The 15213-nt window shown below is 48.4% G+C and carries 14 protein-coding genes; 6 read left to right on the top strand and 8 right to left on the bottom strand.

Annotated elements, in window-relative coordinates:
• From H6F80_RS05510 to H6F80_RS05495, 4 genes are all read right to left on the bottom strand, one after another.
• On the bottom strand, nt 1-319 hold a 319-nt coding region (locus H6F80_RS05510), incomplete at its 3' end, for a Fur family transcriptional regulator (RefSeq protein ID WP_190790596.1).
• Between the two features lie 304 nt (nt 320-623).
• Nucleotides 624-1418, bottom strand: a complete 795-nt coding sequence (locus H6F80_RS05505) for a histidine kinase (protein ID WP_190790595.1) — start codon at nt 1416-1418, stop codon at nt 624-626.
• A gap of 192 nt (nt 1419-1610) precedes the next feature.
• The gene (locus H6F80_RS05500; protein WP_190790594.1) at nt 1611-3185 is read right to left on the bottom strand and encodes a metallophosphoesterase family protein; all 1575 of its coding nucleotides are present in this window, start codon (nt 3183-3185) and stop codon (nt 1611-1613) included.
• A 59-nt stretch (nt 3186-3244) separates the two neighbouring features.
• Nucleotides 3245-4621, bottom strand: a complete 1377-nt coding sequence (locus tag H6F80_RS05495) for a sensor histidine kinase (RefSeq protein WP_190790593.1) — start codon at nt 4619-4621, stop codon at nt 3245-3247.
• 1191 nt (nt 4622-5812) lie between these two features.
• Between H6F80_RS05495 and H6F80_RS05490 the strand changes: the two genes are divergently transcribed.
• The 5 genes from H6F80_RS05490 (at nt 5813) to H6F80_RS05470 (ending at nt 11979) form a co-directional block, all read left to right on the top strand.
• Nucleotides 5813-6160 (top strand): hypothetical protein, encoded by a 348-nt coding sequence (locus tag H6F80_RS05490; protein ID WP_190790592.1) that lies wholly within the window; start codon nt 5813-5815, stop codon nt 6158-6160.
• Between the two features lie 81 nt (nt 6161-6241).
• Nucleotides 6242-6730, top strand: a complete 489-nt coding sequence (locus tag H6F80_RS05485) for a DUF4383 domain-containing protein (protein WP_190790591.1) — start codon at nt 6242-6244, stop codon at nt 6728-6730.
• Nucleotides 6731-7421: 691 nt separating this feature from the next.
• On the top strand, nt 7422-7610 hold the full coding sequence (locus H6F80_RS05480; RefSeq protein ID WP_190790590.1) for a hypothetical protein: 189 nt from the start codon (nt 7422-7424) through the stop codon (nt 7608-7610).
• A 226-nt stretch (nt 7611-7836) separates the two neighbouring features.
• On the top strand, nt 7837-9549 hold the full coding sequence (crtO, locus tag H6F80_RS05475) for a beta-carotene ketolase CrtO (RefSeq protein WP_518523523.1): 1713 nt from the start codon (nt 7837-7839) through the stop codon (nt 9547-9549).
• A gap of 231 nt (nt 9550-9780) precedes the next feature.
• The gene (locus tag H6F80_RS05470; RefSeq protein WP_190790589.1) at nt 9781-11979 is read left to right on the top strand and encodes an ATP-binding protein; all 2199 of its coding nucleotides are present in this window, start codon (nt 9781-9783) and stop codon (nt 11977-11979) included.
• Nucleotides 11980-12069: 90 nt separating this feature from the next.
• Here the strand turns inward: H6F80_RS05470 and H6F80_RS05465 are convergent, their stop codons facing one another.
• The 4 genes from H6F80_RS05465 to H6F80_RS05450 form a co-directional block, all read right to left on the bottom strand.
• Entirely contained in the window at nt 12070-12378 is a 309-nt protein-coding gene (locus tag H6F80_RS05465) for an HNH endonuclease (RefSeq protein ID WP_242067180.1), read from the bottom strand.
• Complete coding sequence (locus H6F80_RS05460; protein WP_190790588.1) at nt 12359-12580, bottom strand: hypothetical protein; 222 nt, start codon at nt 12578-12580, stop codon at nt 12359-12361. The genes H6F80_RS05465 and H6F80_RS05460 overlap by 20 nt, the downstream gene beginning before the upstream one ends.
• A gap of 207 nt (nt 12581-12787) precedes the next feature.
• Nucleotides 12788-13099, bottom strand: a complete 312-nt coding sequence (locus tag H6F80_RS05455; protein WP_190790587.1) for a hypothetical protein — start codon at nt 13097-13099, stop codon at nt 12788-12790.
• 213 nt (nt 13100-13312) lie between these two features.
• A complete protein-coding gene (locus H6F80_RS05450; RefSeq protein WP_190790586.1) occupies nt 13313-13768 on the bottom strand; it encodes an SLOG cluster 4 domain-containing protein in 456 nt (151 codons plus the stop codon).
• Nucleotides 13769-13867: 99 nt separating this feature from the next.
• Between H6F80_RS05450 and H6F80_RS05445 the strand changes: the two genes are divergently transcribed.
• The gene (locus H6F80_RS05445) at nt 13868-14998 is read left to right on the top strand and encodes a glycosyltransferase family 2 protein (RefSeq protein WP_190790585.1); all 1131 of its coding nucleotides are present in this window, start codon (nt 13868-13870) and stop codon (nt 14996-14998) included.
• Nucleotides 14999-15213: the final 215 nt, after the last annotated feature.

Raw genomic sequence — 15213 nt, 5'->3', positions numbered from 1 at the left:
GATAGGACTGGTGCAGCTCTGCTTCTAGCTCATGTACCGGGCATTCGTCGATCGCGATCGAAGTGCCGCACTGAAGGCAGGTCAGGTGATGACGGTCTTCCTGGGCCAAGCTGTAGAGCGATTCGCCATTTGCCAGGGTTCGCACCTGTATCACGCCTTCGAGTTTCAATGCCTCAAGCGATCGATAAACAGTTGCCAGTCCCATACTGTGACTGCGACTTCGCAGCTCGATGTAGAGATCTTGTGCGGAAACTGACCGATTCAGTGCTTTAAGCAAGTCTAGAATCTTGTCCTGGTTGCGGGTCCGGTGGGATTTCATAGTCTCAAGACAAACCTGTTTCTCTAGCTTATCTGGAGGGAATGCCGTTCGGTCAAAACGGCTGTGATGAGCAGAAAAAGATTTGTCATTTAAGCTGGGTCAACGAATGTCATTTGCTATTAAAAAGGTCATTCACTCAAAATGCCATGCACTCAAAAGGGGCAGGGTGAAGATGCCCTACCCCAGTTTTAGTCTTCTGGAGTTCGCGATCGATCCTGCTTAGGAGCGACTTTGAGGAGTTCAGTTTCAAAACACCTCTTAGGAAGACAGTTCAAGTCACGATCGCGATTCCGCAAGGGTTCTTTTACTTCGAGCGATTCGATCGCTCTTCAAAAGCAGTCGTTGCGGTATGCAGCAGTTCGCGCAACAGTTGTTTCACTCGCTTTTCGCCGCGTGCCAGGGCAGACCCCGCTTCGCCCAGTTTTTCTTCAACGTCGGACTGTTTTTGCTGAACCAGTGTTGTGCCTTCGGGCTGCGATTCGCGTGCGCTTTCGTACCATTCTTTTGCATTATCGAGATGCTTTTGCACTTCATCAAATTGATCGCCATACCGCGCTGCAAGATTGGCTTTTACGATCGCCAACTGTGCTTGAAGCTGAGCGTATCGCTTTTGCAGCATTTCGCCTTCTTCCGTGTTCTTGAGTGCGTTCACTGCCGTATTCACGGCTTCTTGCAGCATACCCGGACTGCTCTTGCTGGTCGTTTCAATTTCTTGCAGCGTTTGTTCAACGTCGGTGTGCAGTTCGTTTTCTTCTTGAGAAACCTGGGCTTGCAGCTTTTGAATCTCCGCTTCTGTTTTTGCAATGGCAGCGCGGCGACTTTCGCTAATGCCGTCAATTACGCCTTCGATCGACGCAGTAACTTCTTCTTTGACTTCTTTGCCTCTGCTTTGCAGGCTTTCAAACACGGTTGAAATTACATCTTTGATCAGCGATCGAGCTTCTCCCGATCCGGCTTTTACTTCCTGGCGCATTTCCACAACCGCATTTCGCACAATTTCTCGAATGCGATCGCTTCTAAGCTGTCCTTCCTGCCGTGCTTTGTCCAGATCTGCCTTAATTTGTTCTTTAATATTGTTCTGTTCTACCGAGTTCGGCATTGTTTCTACTCCAGAATCCAAATTAATTGTCGAAACTTTTGATTGGCTAAAATACCAGAATTCCTCCGCTCAATTCAAAGCAGAGGGCAGATTTTAAACTGCAATGATTACCTAATTTTTCTACTGTCTCTAATTTCTATTGTTAAGAGTTGCCAGGCGATCGACACCCTTCGCAGGAAAGACTTTTGCAGGTTAGATCGTAAACGGCTGAAGCGGGTAACTTTCCCACTGTTTGCGATATCGCTCCGCGACAAAAGGACGAACCACAAAGCGCGGCGGATTGCCCTCCTGCACATCAATTCGGAGGAAAGAATACGGGCGACGCTTTTCTAAACCCTGCCCGGTGCGTCCGACATAGAGATGCGATTGGGCAACGTTCAAATTTTTAACTTTGCCATCCACCACCAGAGTTTCGTTAAGCATCGTGCCTTCAATGCGCTGCCGCCGTAGGCTGTAGCCGCTGCCGCCGCACACAATGCAGTTAATTCCTGCGTCTGCCAGCCCGTTTGATTCGGTTTTCAAATGTTCTAAACAGTGGGCGTGTCCGTTCAGAATTAAATCCACAATCGATCGATTTGCCGCTCGTTCTGCGATTGATTTTGCCACATTTTCAAACACCTGCCGCATTCGTTGACGCACTGCTAGCGTTTGCGCTTGATGCCATTTTGTGGCTTCAGTGACATAGGGCGGATGGTGAAAGAACAGCACTCTTCCTCGCACGTCATCGGTATTCCAGGATTCGATCAAGCCTTGCTCAAGCCACTTTAATTGCTCGTCATCCACCAGCGGCGGGGTGCGGGTTTCAAGCTGTTGATCAATATCGCGTTCGACTTCTTCAAGCTGCTCTAATTTAGTGCGCTGGTCGTCGATCAGTTCGGAATCATGGGGCAGATCGGCGCGAAAGCCTGAAAGCCGTTCAACAATCATCTGCTGTTCGGCATTGACTTCTTTGCGTCGCTGCTCCAAAACCTCACGATAGGCTTGTCCTGCTGGGGTATCGGGTAAAGGAGCCGGAGCGTTAAACGTATTGGAATCCAGCGCAAAAAAATCAATGCCGCTCACCCGAAAACGATAGTAGCGATTGGGCAAACGGGTAAATAGCTTAGGCTGATAAGACAAACAGCGATCGCTGCCCCACTGAGCCGTGTAGTGTTGATCGAGGTGCTGAGCTAGGGTCTGCCCGGATCTGAGGTCGCTCAAACAGTCGATAAACGCTTTCGCATAGGCTCCACCCTGATAGGAACCGTGCCAGCCAATATCAAAATCAATCCTCGATCGCAGGAGCCGCCGCACTGGATAGAACGATTGCGCTAACGCTCCAAACAGAATCGGCAAATCGTAATAATCATGGTTGCCCAGCACAGGCAGAAACGGCAGGTTAAAGCGCATCTGATCGTAGCGAATTTTTTCTGCTCGATCGCCGTCCACTAAAAACTCTCGATAAGGCAGTACGAAATTCTGCGGGTAATACTCGCTAGAACCCACCAGATAGACGACATCCCCGGTATGCAGCACAAAGCGGCAGTCTTCTCGCTGCTCAGCCATCATTTCAGCAATGCGACGCTGGGGATCGTAGCCCCGATGTGCCCCAGTTCCGCTATCACCCAGCACCAAAAACGAAAACTCCGATCGATCGTCCTGTCCGTCTTCCAGCACCAGTCGCGTTTGATCAATTTTACGCTGCACGATTGCTGATTCACGCCAGCGAACGCGCTGCTTCATTTTTTCAATCTTGCTTGGAATGGACGGGTCGGTAACAAATTTCATAGTGAGTTAACAGGCGCGATCGATTGCACTTCCCTCTCACGTTGATTGTAATGACCTTTTCAGAGGACTTCTACTTTAGTTTGGGGAGATTGGGGAGATTGCGGAGATTGTAGCTGAGCGGGTAGCTCTACCCGAAAGACCGCCCCCTGACCCAAATCACTTTCAACGGTAATCGTGCCATCCATCAATTTCACCAGTCCGGCGGAAATTGCCAGCCCCAGCCCTGTGCCGCCGTACGCTCGATTCAGCGATTGTTCAACCTGCCAAAACTCTCGAAAAACTTGCGAATGATGTGCGGGATCAATGCCGATTCCAGTATCACTTACGGTAATCGAAATGCGATCGTCTGCAACCTGCTGTACTTCAATCCGAATCACGCCTTGATCGGAGAACTTCACGGCATTCGAGAGCAGGTTCATCACTACTTGACGCAGCCGAACGCGATCGTTTGTTACCGGAATGGGAACCTGCCCAACTTCAACCTGAAGATCCAGGTTTTTGCGCGTTGCCAGCGGACGAATTTCTTTTCCTGCTTCTAAAACCAGCTCAACCAGATCAAATTCCTGATTGCGAAGCTGGAGATTGTTTTCCCGCAGTTTTGAAACATCCAGCAGGTTTTCAATCAGGGAAAGCAGGTGTTTACCGTTGTTAAAAATCCGCTCAATCATGTTGATCTGCTGTGGATCATACTGCTGATGAAATCGGCGCAGCAGCAAATCAGAAAATCCTAAGATTGCGTTCATCGGGGTGCGAAGCTCATGGGAAACCGTTGCCATAAACTGCTGTTTAATGCGATCGGATTCGACCAGCTCCACGTTTTGAACTTGCACCTGTCGCATGTGTTCTTCGGCTTCTTTCCGCACTGTGATATCGCGCACGAGCCAATACAGCCGATTGACCTGCCCCGCCCCATCCTGGTTTGCGGCGATCGTCACTGCGGCATCAAACCATTCTCCGGTCGGACGCTGCAAGCACACCTCCCACTCCCGCTCCCGCCGCATAGGATTGACCTGGTTCAGCTTGGTTCGAAAGAATGGCTGGTGATGAGGGGCGATCAAGCTGCTTAGCGACCGACCTACTAAGTCATTTCGATGACAGCGAAAAACTGCGGTTGCCGTAGGATTTGCCGCTTCGATCGTGCCGCTACAGTCTGTGATCAAATAAGCGTCCGGAGCCAGGTCAAAGGTCTCCTGATACTGCTTACAAAGATCCTGCACCGACTCGTAAGCTGAACTTAAAGCCTGATGCTCTTGAATGAGCCGCTCTTCCGTACTCCGAAGTTCGCTCAACACCTGACGCAGCTCGACCAGTTGTTTCCCAAACTGCTGATCTTGAGCATTGGGAAGCTTGCTAGCAGTGCTATAGAGACGATCGGCTTGCTGATGCACGATGTCTAGATGCTGGCTTAAGTTGTCCTCCCCCCGTTGGCTTTCCATAAGCGTTAGCTGCGTTCCCATTTTTTTCACAGTGAATTTCAAAAAGACTTTAAGAGCAGTAGCACAGCTCACAATATTCTTTAATACTCGTGCAACAACGAGCTGTTGTACTCTTCTCAAAGATTGAGAGATCTCGCTTCTACAGGCGGATTCGAGCCGTTTCAGCACTCTACTTTAGGCATTAGGCTTTTGCTGTCTCTTACGGAGGAGTAAGAGAGGATGCGGAGGAGCAATTCCTTTTATCACCCACGGTAAGATATGGCCCTGCTTAAAGCTGGCATTCACTTTCCGATTGTGAAGAACTTTGAAACCAGAATAATGCTTACTTTCCTTAAAAAATAATTAAAAAATAAAAGCGAAACAAAGAAAGCTAACGAGATAGCTTGACTAGTACATATTGTCTATTTATAGATTTATCAAATAATTTCTTCAGGAAAAATACTAGAAGTTTGCTCTGTTTTTTCTAGAAGTCTTTTTTCTAGAACTCATTCAAGCGATACTTTTTCTGCTTTTATGCTTGTATTTCTATGCTTTTATCTTCATGCTTTGTATTCCTATGCTTTGTATTTATATGTCTTGTACAAATTCTAAATTGGTTCTTTTATTCATGCTTCTCTGTCCTACGAGCGAGGAGATTTCGAGTTCAACTAATGTATGTTTAAGGGACAAGCTAAAAAACTTTCCCCTAATTGTAATCCTGCCCCTGATCGAGTTCAGGGGTTTTTTTTGCATTTTTTAGATTAACGATCCTACTAGTTTGTATCCAAAATAACTGTTTATGTTTCTAATGAAAACGCCTTTAGACGGAGCTTAAAGAAAGCAAACCCATCTAGAGTAGATTTAATTTCCTTCTCTCGGTAGAAGAATGAGCACTATAACAAATTTATACTTTCGTAAATAAAGCTTAATCAGGCTAGGTCTGTATCTTTAAGCATAGGTGAGAAGTGAAGCACTCTGGATTATCGCACGATCGCCTTTTATACAGACTTAGAAGCGGTGTTAGCACAGAATTGATAGGCGGAAGCAGTTTTCTTCCCAAGGAGTAAGGTTAGCTTTTGTTTTCACGCTGCCTTGGGGAATTTTGCAATAGGGGAACCGAGTAGCTTATCTCCCGCCTTGCTTTCCCTGTCCTGCTTGCGTTCACCCTTATGCTTTATCCATCGCTGTACTCATCACGTTAAGGAGGTTAATATGCAACTGCAAGTTGAGTGTGGTTTCCCTGGTCTTGCTCAGCCCTGCTCACTCTGTGAACAGTCGTTTGAGATGAAAGAAGGACGGGTGATTCTATGTGATGATCAGGGCGATAGATACGGCGAGGTCTGTCCTGACTGCATTAGCCAGGGTATTCACTGGCTCAATCATGAGTTTGAGCGTCTTGTGCAGCAGCTTACGCTTTCACATTGCATCAAGTCCCGACATCCCTACAGGCTGGAAGAAAGCAAGAGCGTTAACAGTCCTATCAGCAGCAGTGTAAGCAGCGATCGGCGACACGATCCTTCCCAGGTAAGGAGCAAAACCTTGCATAGTACCACCTTTTGACAGAGTGAACTTATAGCGACCTCGCTTGAATAGAAAGTAGAGTTCTAACCGTATCTCGATATATTCAGCAGAGGTTTCAATATGCAAAGCCAATCCAATTCTTTTAAGAGTCTGGAATCGATCGAGCGCATCCTCGCGCTAGCTCTGGGAATCATTTTCTTGTTTGTTGGAATTGCGGGCTTTTTGCCCGGGTTTGTATCGCTGCCTGTGGGTGCACCTGACGTTGCGGTAGATGCTCCTCGCCTGTTCTTCGATGATGGCTACGGCTATGTGCTGGGTCTGTTTCCCACAAACTTTGTACACAATGCCGTCCACATTGTCGTTGGTATTCTTGGCATCGCTGCTGCAACGAGCTTTGGTGGTTCTTTGACTTATAACCGCCTGTTTGCAATTTCCTACATCGTGATCGCGCTGATGGGAATTCTGCCTTTTACCAACAATACGTTTGGTTTGATGCCAATCTGGGGCAACAACGTTTGGTTTAATGCGCTGACGGGTGCGATCGCTTACTACTATGGCTTCATCAAGCCTGCAAAAGCGATGGATATCACCAATTCTCCTTCGGTCTAAAGTAATTTCCATCGATCCAATTTATCCTACCGTGCGGGCGGGATAACCAATTTGAATGGAATTGAGTAGAACGTTCGCACGACAGATTGAAAATAAAGGTTGAAAGCAAATTGAAAACAGATTGAAAAGGTTTTGCGGCAGTGCCGGAACCAAGTTTCGCACTGACACATCTCTTAAAGAGATAAAGAATAGAGAGATAAAGACGATTTGAAAAGTTCCGATTGTGATCGGGCTCGCCCCCCTACCCTCCAATTTTAGGGGGAACCGAGCCAATCATGCTTACGCTCAAAGTCACCCAATATTGTCTTTCAATATTGAGAGATTTAGGGGACGATGTAGAACCCATAACACTGAATCAAATCGCTTCTCAATTCCAATCTTCTCAATTCAAATTGCTACAGCGACCTGTTTGGAACGATTCGATGAGCGAACCTTATTCTCAAAATTCGATCCTCTCGAATGAATCGATCGAAGCTTCACGAGAACTCAACTCGGGGACATTAGGTCAGTATTAGGTTATCAATATCAGGTTAATGGCCAACATCAAAACTGCCAGCATCAAAGCAGTCAAGATTAAAGCAACCAGCATTAAATCAAAGCGAAGCCCCTTCAACCCCCTCTCCCATGCAGGGTCTTCAAATTTCACCTCCCAAATCTGACACCATAACCCAACTATTCTGAGGATACGACAATGGCAAAGGCAAGTCACAAAGGTACAGGCAATAAAAATTCGGTAGAAGAGTTGAACGTAGACCAGGAGCAAATTCCGACTGAAACCGGATACCCCTACAACGATCACGGTGAAGAGAGCGTTAATCCGGCTGCACTGGAGCGCGGCGAAACTCCAACCGAAGAACAGAACTCGGAACAATCTGAATAACAGTCTGAACAAAACTCCGACTACTTCCTGGCAAAAACTGAGTTGATAACAAAAATAGACCATTAGACAGGGGCGGACGATCGTTCGCCCTTTTAGATTGAAAAAAGGTCTTAATTGCACCAATACAAAGCAAAAACAACGCGTAAAACATAGGAATTGTCACCCTCCTATGCAATCGGAGGAACGTTATTTATGCGGTTAGTGGCATACGGTTAATGAATCTGGAGTGACCGAAGTGGAAACCTACGACGTAATTCTGATCGGGGCAGGTCACAATGCCCTTGTTTGTGCTGCTTATTTATTGAAAGCAGGCTACAGCGTCCTTTTACTGGAAAAAGGCGAATTTCCCGGCGGAGCTTGCACCACTGAGGAACTGCTGCCCGAAACCGCTCCGGGCTTCAAGTTCAATCCTTGCGCGATCGATCATATCTTTATCCATCTGGGTCCGGTGGTGGATGAACTGGAACTGCAAAAGTATGGTTTAGAGTATCTCGTTTGCGACCCGGTCATCTTCTGTCCCCATCCTGACGGCAAATATTTTCTGGCGCATAAATCAGTTGAAAAAACCTGTGCCGAAATTGCCCGCTACAGCCCACGTGATGCCGAAAAATATGCAGAGTATGTGGACTTCTGGCAGCGAGTGGTCGCGATGCTCACGCCCATATTTAATGCGCCGCCTAAATCGATCGGAGATATTGCCGGAAATTTTGACCTGGATCAGATCCGCAAGTCGCTTTCGCTGCTGGGCACACCGGATAAAACGCTGGATTTGTTCCGCACCATGTTCAGCAGCCCACGTGACCAGCTCGACGAGTTTTTTGACAGCGAATTTCTCAAAGCTCCCCTGGCACGACTAGCGGCTGAGCTGAGTACGCCACCTTCCCAGAAAACCATGGCGGTTGGGGCAATGATGATGACGATGCGCCATGATCCGGGAATGGCAAGACCCAAAGGCGGAACTGGGGCGCTGGTCGATGCACTCGTGCGGCTGGTTCGTAGTAAAGGCGGCAAGATTCTAACCGAACAGCCTGTCGATCGCGTTTTAGTCGATAACGGTCGGGCAGCGGGCGTGCGGACGCAAAACGGCACGGAATATCGGGCAAAACGGGGCGTGATTTCCAGTCTCGATGCGAAGCGATTATTCCTGCACCATATGGATCCAGGCGATGTCGATCGGGCAGATCCAGAACTGCGGGAACGGGTCGATCGCCGGATTGTGATGCACAACGAAGCGATTCTCAAAATTGACTGTGCCCTTTCAGAACTGCCCCGATTTGAAAACCACAATCATCAAGACGAATTTCTCATGGGATCGGTGCTGATTGCTGATTCGGTGAATCAGGTGGAAGTAGCGCATACCGACCCAATGGTGGGCAAAATTCCGCTCGAAGATCCCTCCATGTATCTGGCGATTCCGTCAGTGCGCGATCCATCGCTGGCTCCCGAAGGCAAGCACACGCTCTGGATCGAATACTTTGTGCCTTACCAAATTGCGGGGGCTGAAGGAATCGGCTACAAAGGCACAGGCTGGACGGATGAGCTGAAAGGTCGGGTTGCCGATCGTGTGCTCGATAAGCTGGCAGACTACGCCCCTAATCTCAAAAATGCCATTATCGATCGCCATATCGAGTCCCCGCCCGAACTCACCGAGCGAATTGGGGTGATGAAGGGCAACTACTATCATCTGGATATGACCTTCGAGCAAATGATTTTCTTCCGTCCCTTACCGGAACTGGCAAACTACACCACCCCGATTGAAGGACTCTACCTTACAGGCGCAGGCACACACCCCGGCGGCTCTATCTCTGGAATGCCCGGGCGCAACGCCGCTCGCATTTTCCTGCAACAGCAACAATGGTCGATCGGGCAAAGCCTTAATGAGGCAGGGGAATCTCTTAAGGAAGTCGTCTATTCGCTGTCCAATCGTTTGTTCAAATAGTTTGGTCGTTTTGTACATTTTGTATTTGTAGCAGTTTCGCAGGGTGGGCAATTGCTCACCTTTTTTTTGATTTCTATTAGTGGGTAGCAAATAACGATCGTGATGCTTCCGTAACGCTTCAGCAATCCTTCTGGGATAATCGATTGAGCCTTGCAGCCTTCAGAAGTTACCTATGTGGGCATCGTGGGAATCTTACAGCAATAGAATCACTATCCCTCCCCTCTTCCCATCATGAAAGCCCAGCAATTCCTTAGAAATAAGGCGTTTCCATTACAAATTGTCCTGATTGTCCCGTTCGTGCTCCAGATTTTTGGAGCCGTTGGTTTAGTCGGTTATTTGTCCTTTAAAAATGGGCAGCAAGCAGTCAATGATCTGGCAGAGCAGTTGATCGATCGCACAAGCGATGTTGTTCAGGAACATTTAGAGGCATATCTTGCCGTCCCTCAAAAGCTGAACCAGATCAACGCAGATGCAATCCGTCGAGGAGTACTGGATGTGAGCGATCGGCAAGCCTTAGGCAAGTACTTTTGGGATCAGCTACAGGCGTATGACCTGACATATCTTGGAATTGGGCTAACGACAGGGGAGGGAATCGGAGCCGCTCGTTTTGATGGTAAAAACACCACAATCGAGGATTGGACTGCGGAACAGCAAAATAACAACACCAACTATGCGACAGACGCCCTGGGCAATCGAACTAAAGTTAATTTCCAAGCAACCTGGAGCAATTTTGCCGAACCCTGGTACACCGAACCGATCGCTGCTGGTAAACCGATTTGGGCAAAAATTATCACAACAAGCTTGCCTTCTGGCCCTTACATTGCTGCTTCTGCTAGCCGCCCGATCTACGATTCACAAAATCATCTGTTAGGCATGATTGGGATAGATATCCACTTGCTGAGACTCAACAACTTCTTACAAAATCTGAGTATTAGCGAATCGGGACAAGTGTTTCTGGTCGAGCGGGATGGCAATTTGATTGCAACATCTGGTCAAGAAAATCCCTTTACGCTCGTCAATCAAAAAGTTCAGCGATTGCACGCTGTCGATAGCCCCAACCCGATTATTCAGACGATTGCCAGACACATTCAAATCTCCAGCGGTTTTCAGTCGATCGCTCAAAATCAGGACGCGGAGTTTCAACTTGAAATCCAGGGAAACCAGCACTTTGTTAATGTTGCACCTTGGCGCGACGAGTATGGATTAGACTGGCTTCTAATCGTGAGCGTGCCTGAAAACACATTTATGGCGCAAATCAATCAGAACACACGCACCACGATCGCGCTTTGTTTTGGTGCATTCGCCGTTGCCTCAATGCTGGGCGTACTCACCTCGCAATGGATTACTCGTCCCGTTCTTCGCCTGAATCAAGCGAGTGAAGCAATGGCATCGGGCGATCTAGATCAAAGCGTAGAAACCAGCAGTATTCAAGAACTCAACACCCTGTCTCACTCCTTTAACCACATGGCAGGGCAAATGCGCCGATCGTTTACTGCACTGGAGCAAAGCAAAGAAGAATTAGAGGAACGAGTCGAAGAACGCACGGCTGAACTCAAAAATACGTTAACAGAGTTGCAGCGAACTCAGGCTCAAGTGGTTCAAAGCGAAAAAATGTCGAGTTTGGGACAATTGGTTGCCGGAATTGCTCATGAGATCAATAACCCGGTTAACTTTATTCACGGCAATCTTGCCCATGTGCAGGAATACTCTAAGGATTTATTAGGTTTTTTGCAGTTGTATCAACAGCACTATCCCCATCCTGCCTCTGAAATTCAAACGGCTGCCGAAAAGATCGATCTGGAGTTTTTGCAGGACGATCTGCCCAAAATGCTGACTTCAATGAAAATGGGAACCGATCGCATTCGTCAGATCATTTTGTCGCTGCGAACCTTCTCCCGCATGGATGAAGCAGAATGCAAAGCAGTTGATATTCACGAAGGCATTGACAGCACTCTGTTAATTCTGCAACACCGGCTCAAAGCTACACCAGAGCGACCCGAAATTGAGATTATCAAGGACTATGACGCGCTACCGCTCATCGAATGCTATGCCGGACAGCTTAATCAGGTCTTTATGAATATCCTGGTGAATTCGATTGATGCGATCGAAGAGAATCGGACGAAGCACACTTATCAGGAGCTTTTGAATCATCCAGGTCGAATCACAATTCGCACTTCAGTAATGGATGCAGGATGGATCGAAGTCACGATCGCTGATAACGGAAGCGGCATTCCCGAAGCAATTCAACAGCACATCTTTGATCCATTCTTCACCACCAAACCGCTCGGAAAGGGCACTGGAATGGGGATGTCGATTAGTTACCAGATCATCACTGAGAGACACAGCGGCAAATTAGAATGCTTCTCCAAGCCTGGCGCAGGAACCGAGTTCATAATCCGAATTCCAATTCGGCAACCCATGGCGCACTAAAGCTCTTGTACTAAAGCTCTCGCGCTAAAGCAGATCTCGCACTAAAGCAGATGCCTTCTGCCGCATCATTACAGCGTTGAAACTCAGACATTAGCGACGATCGACCTGAACCCGCTTACCCGGATATTGCTTTTTAACCCAGGCAATAAAATTTTGCATTTTCGGGTCTTGCTGCAATTTCTCTAAAGAATTGAGTTCTTTTGCAAGATGGGCATTGTTGTAAAAGGCATGAATCTGTCGATGACAGGCAGAACAAATCTGAATCGTTGGACCGGAATCTAGTTTTTTGCGCTTGGTGTTTTGCCGTGGGGTAAGGTGATGTGCCGTCAGCGCAGGAACAGCCCGATCGCACAATTCGCAGCGCAATTCTGCCGTTTTGTCACGGTTCGAGTAGCTCAAAGCTTTGAACCTCCAGCACTGGACCAATTCCGGCTAAAGAAAACACATCGTCTCGCACCTGCCCCTTGATTCGCACCTTCAGCCCCATTTGAAGCAATCCTTGCGGTGCGCCTTTGTGAATTTCGTAATCTTTTCCCTGGCGAGAAACCAGCGTCCAGCGATCGAGATGGGAACGCCAGATTGTACCTTCAACCGTAAGCATAAAGCAGCCAAGATGGACGATCAGAAAATGATGCAGGGAAACAAAGCCCCAACAGTTCCTAAACAATAGCGCAGACTACCCGTGGAATGCCTTCTACCAGGAGGGTTAGTCTACGCCGTTGAACACGTTACAGAACGTAGTATTGAATTCAGATGTGTTATGAAAAATCGAAAAGGGCTAGTGAATAAAACTGCGATCGGAATTAGATTAACTTGCAGCTTGAACGGGTTTTTGGCTCTGCACTGTGTTTGAGCGACCGCGACGCGAATCTGCTAATGCATCGAACGGGTAAAACTCAATGTGGTTTAACAAAGTTGTGACAAACGCAAAGAGTAAGAACGGCAGCGATAACACCAAAATTAAGCCCACGGTTGCAAGGGCGTAAACAGGACGGCTCGCTCCCATTAATGCCATTGCTGCTGCCAGACTAATAAATAGCACCAGTAACCACACAATAATCTGACCATAAATGTCGCCAAAGGTAAGGGTGCAAACCAAACGGTACTTCTGCGCTTCCATAAAGCTACCCTAGCAATGTGTCTATAACCTCTTAGGGTAGAGTGCAGACGGGCGAAATGGGAGATAACTCATTGTTTTTAAAGGTTGTTTTTAACGAGTTGATATATTTCTTTAGGTTTGTTCTAGATAACTCGATACATTTCTTTAGATTCGATTCTTTAGAATGGCTGCTACTTGCTCGATCGCCTCTTCCACACGCTCTGCCACCCAAATTCAATGGGGAGTCGTTCCTCCTGCTGGATCATTGCTTGAAAGCTGCCGAAAAAACTGAGCTGTGAGGCGATCGACATTCATCAGAATCACAGGCTTTTGGGCTTTCAGAGCCAGCGCAACTTCTGAAGCCGTTCCGGCTCCCATGCCACAGGCAGTAATCACGTTGCTGGTGAGAATGTTGATGTGATTGCGGGCACTGCCCATGCCAGTCACAATCGGGATATCGATCGCTTCAGACATCCCATAATCAGTGGTTCCCGGTAAAATGCCGATCGTCAGTCCGCCTGCTTGCTTCGCCCCACGGCTGGCAGCTTCCATCACGCCCACCGCGCGTCCGCCTGTCAGCAAAATCCAGCCTCGCTGGGCAATCTGCTCACCTAAGGTAAAGGCAGTCTGGCAATCGCGATCGGTTGCCGTTTCGCCTGGTCCCATCACTCCAACGATTGTTCTTCGCATTACGCAACAGATTTCTACTTCATTTGATCCTAGGCCCAATCGATCTGGGCATTCTGTGAGAATTCAGAATTCAACCCTATCGCAATCCTGCTATACGTTATGGCTCTGGCGAATGCAAAGCTGCCTGACACTTCCCTAGCTCGGCTCCCGCTCGTCTCCGTGATTGTGCCCATCTACAACGGCGAGGCAGATTTGCCCGGATTGCTCCAGTGCCTACAGGCACAAACTTATCCAGCCGCTCGCGTCGAATATTTGCTGGTTGACAACGGCAGCAGCGATCGCACCCTGGAACTACTTGAATTAGCAGCTTCGCAGTTTTCTCAGACAGAAATCGCGCCCGCCGTACCCGCGATCGATTCCCAAACCGATCATCCCGCTCATCCCATAGAGGAACCTGCTTGGCATCGCCGGATTCAACTCCGGGTGCTATCTGAAACTCAAATTCAAAGCTCCTACGCGGCACGCAACTGCGGCATTCGGGCAGCGATCGGAGAAATTCTTGCCTTTACCGATGCTGATTGTCGTCCTCAGCCGGATTGGCTGCTGCATCTGGTTCAGCCTTTTCAACAAGCTGGCAGTGAAAAAATTGGCATTGTCGCAGGCGAGATTTTACCGCTTCCTGGAACTTCCTTACTTGAGCGGTACGCCGATCGCCATCAAATTCTGTCTCAGTGTCATACCCTCTCCCATTCGTTTTATTCCTATGGGCAGACGGCAAATTTAGCTGTCCGGCGGCAAGCTTTAGAACAAGCAGGATTATTCCGTCCCTGGCTCACCACAGGGGGGGATGCGGATCTGTGCTGGCGAATTCAGCAGCAGGGCTTTTGGCAGCTTCAGTTTGCGGAACAGGCGATCGTCCAGCATCGTCATCGTTCAACCTGGCGCGAGCTGCGGCATCAGTGGACGCGCTACGGGCGATCGAATTGCTATTTGCACGAGCTGCACGGTGTAGCTCTGGCTCAGCCTTTAACCCGGCGCGAAACCTTTTACCGACTCAGTCGATGGCTGCTCAAGGAGATTCCGATCGTCCTGCGGCAGACGGTAACTGAGCAGGGTTTTTCAAGCCTGAAGCGATCGCAGGGAGAATCCTGGATTGATGCGGTGATGGATACACCGATCGGCTTGCTGTGCCGCCACTGGCGCACGATCGGACAGCAGGAGTCTGCCCTTCCTGAAGCCGCCTGTCAGGTCGAGTGGTTTCCTCAAACTGCCACCGTACAGAACCTTTAAAACCTTTAGGAAAAACTGACGCAGTTATCAAAATATCAAAAAGCCTGTTACAAAAATGTTACAGATAGAGATGAGGTCGGCAGGATCAAGAAATACTAGAAGTCGATGTCGGTGGTCTGCCTCACACCAGCCATCCCTTTGCAAGGGGGTCTGCGCTCAAAATTCCCAATGGCTGGGCGGCTTGTTCTATTTGCTCCAACTCTAAACAGTTTGAG

Origin of the sequence: Leptolyngbya sp. FACHB-711, from assembly GCF_014695615.1 — a bacterium.
Classification (GTDB): domain Bacteria; phylum Cyanobacteriota; class Cyanobacteriia; order Elainellales; family Elainellaceae; genus Leptolyngbya_A.
The sequence above is the reverse complement of the archived record's forward strand: the minus strand, read 5'-3'. Positions and strand labels throughout refer to the sequence as shown.

Excerpts from the sequence above, each read along its gene's own strand:
- H6F80_RS05445 (WP_190790585.1), top strand. The coding sequence starts at position 13,868 with ATGGCTCTGGCGAATGCAAAGCTGCCTGACACTTCCCTAGCTCGGCTC.
- H6F80_RS05455 (WP_190790587.1), bottom strand. The coding sequence starts at position 13,099 with ATGGAAGCGCAGAAGTACCGTTTGGTTTGCACCCTTACCTTTGGCGAC.
- H6F80_RS05470 (WP_190790589.1), top strand. The coding sequence starts at position 9,781 with ATGAAAGCCCAGCAATTCCTTAGAAATAAGGCGTTTCCATTACAAATT.
- H6F80_RS05460 (WP_190790588.1), bottom strand. The coding sequence starts at position 12,580 with ATGCTTACGGTTGAAGGTACAATCTGGCGTTCCCATCTCGATCGCTGG.
- H6F80_RS05490 (WP_190790592.1), top strand. The coding sequence starts at position 5,813 with ATGCAACTGCAAGTTGAGTGTGGTTTCCCTGGTCTTGCTCAGCCCTGC.
- H6F80_RS05450 (WP_190790586.1), bottom strand. The coding sequence starts at position 13,768 with ATGCGAAGAACAATCGTTGGAGTGATGGGACCAGGCGAAACGGCAACC.
- H6F80_RS05480 (WP_190790590.1), top strand. The coding sequence starts at position 7,422 with ATGGCAAAGGCAAGTCACAAAGGTACAGGCAATAAAAATTCGGTAGAA.
- H6F80_RS05505 (WP_190790595.1), bottom strand. The coding sequence starts at position 1,418 with ATGCCGAACTCGGTAGAACAGAACAATATTAAAGAACAAATTAAGGCA.
- H6F80_RS05500 (WP_190790594.1), bottom strand. The coding sequence starts at position 3,185 with ATGAAATTTGTTACCGACCCGTCCATTCCAAGCAAGATTGAAAAAATG.
- H6F80_RS05495 (WP_190790593.1), bottom strand. The coding sequence starts at position 4,621 with ATGGAAAGCCAACGGGGGGAGGACAACTTAAGCCAGCATCTAGACATC.
- H6F80_RS05485 (WP_190790591.1), top strand. The coding sequence starts at position 6,242 with ATGCAAAGCCAATCCAATTCTTTTAAGAGTCTGGAATCGATCGAGCGC.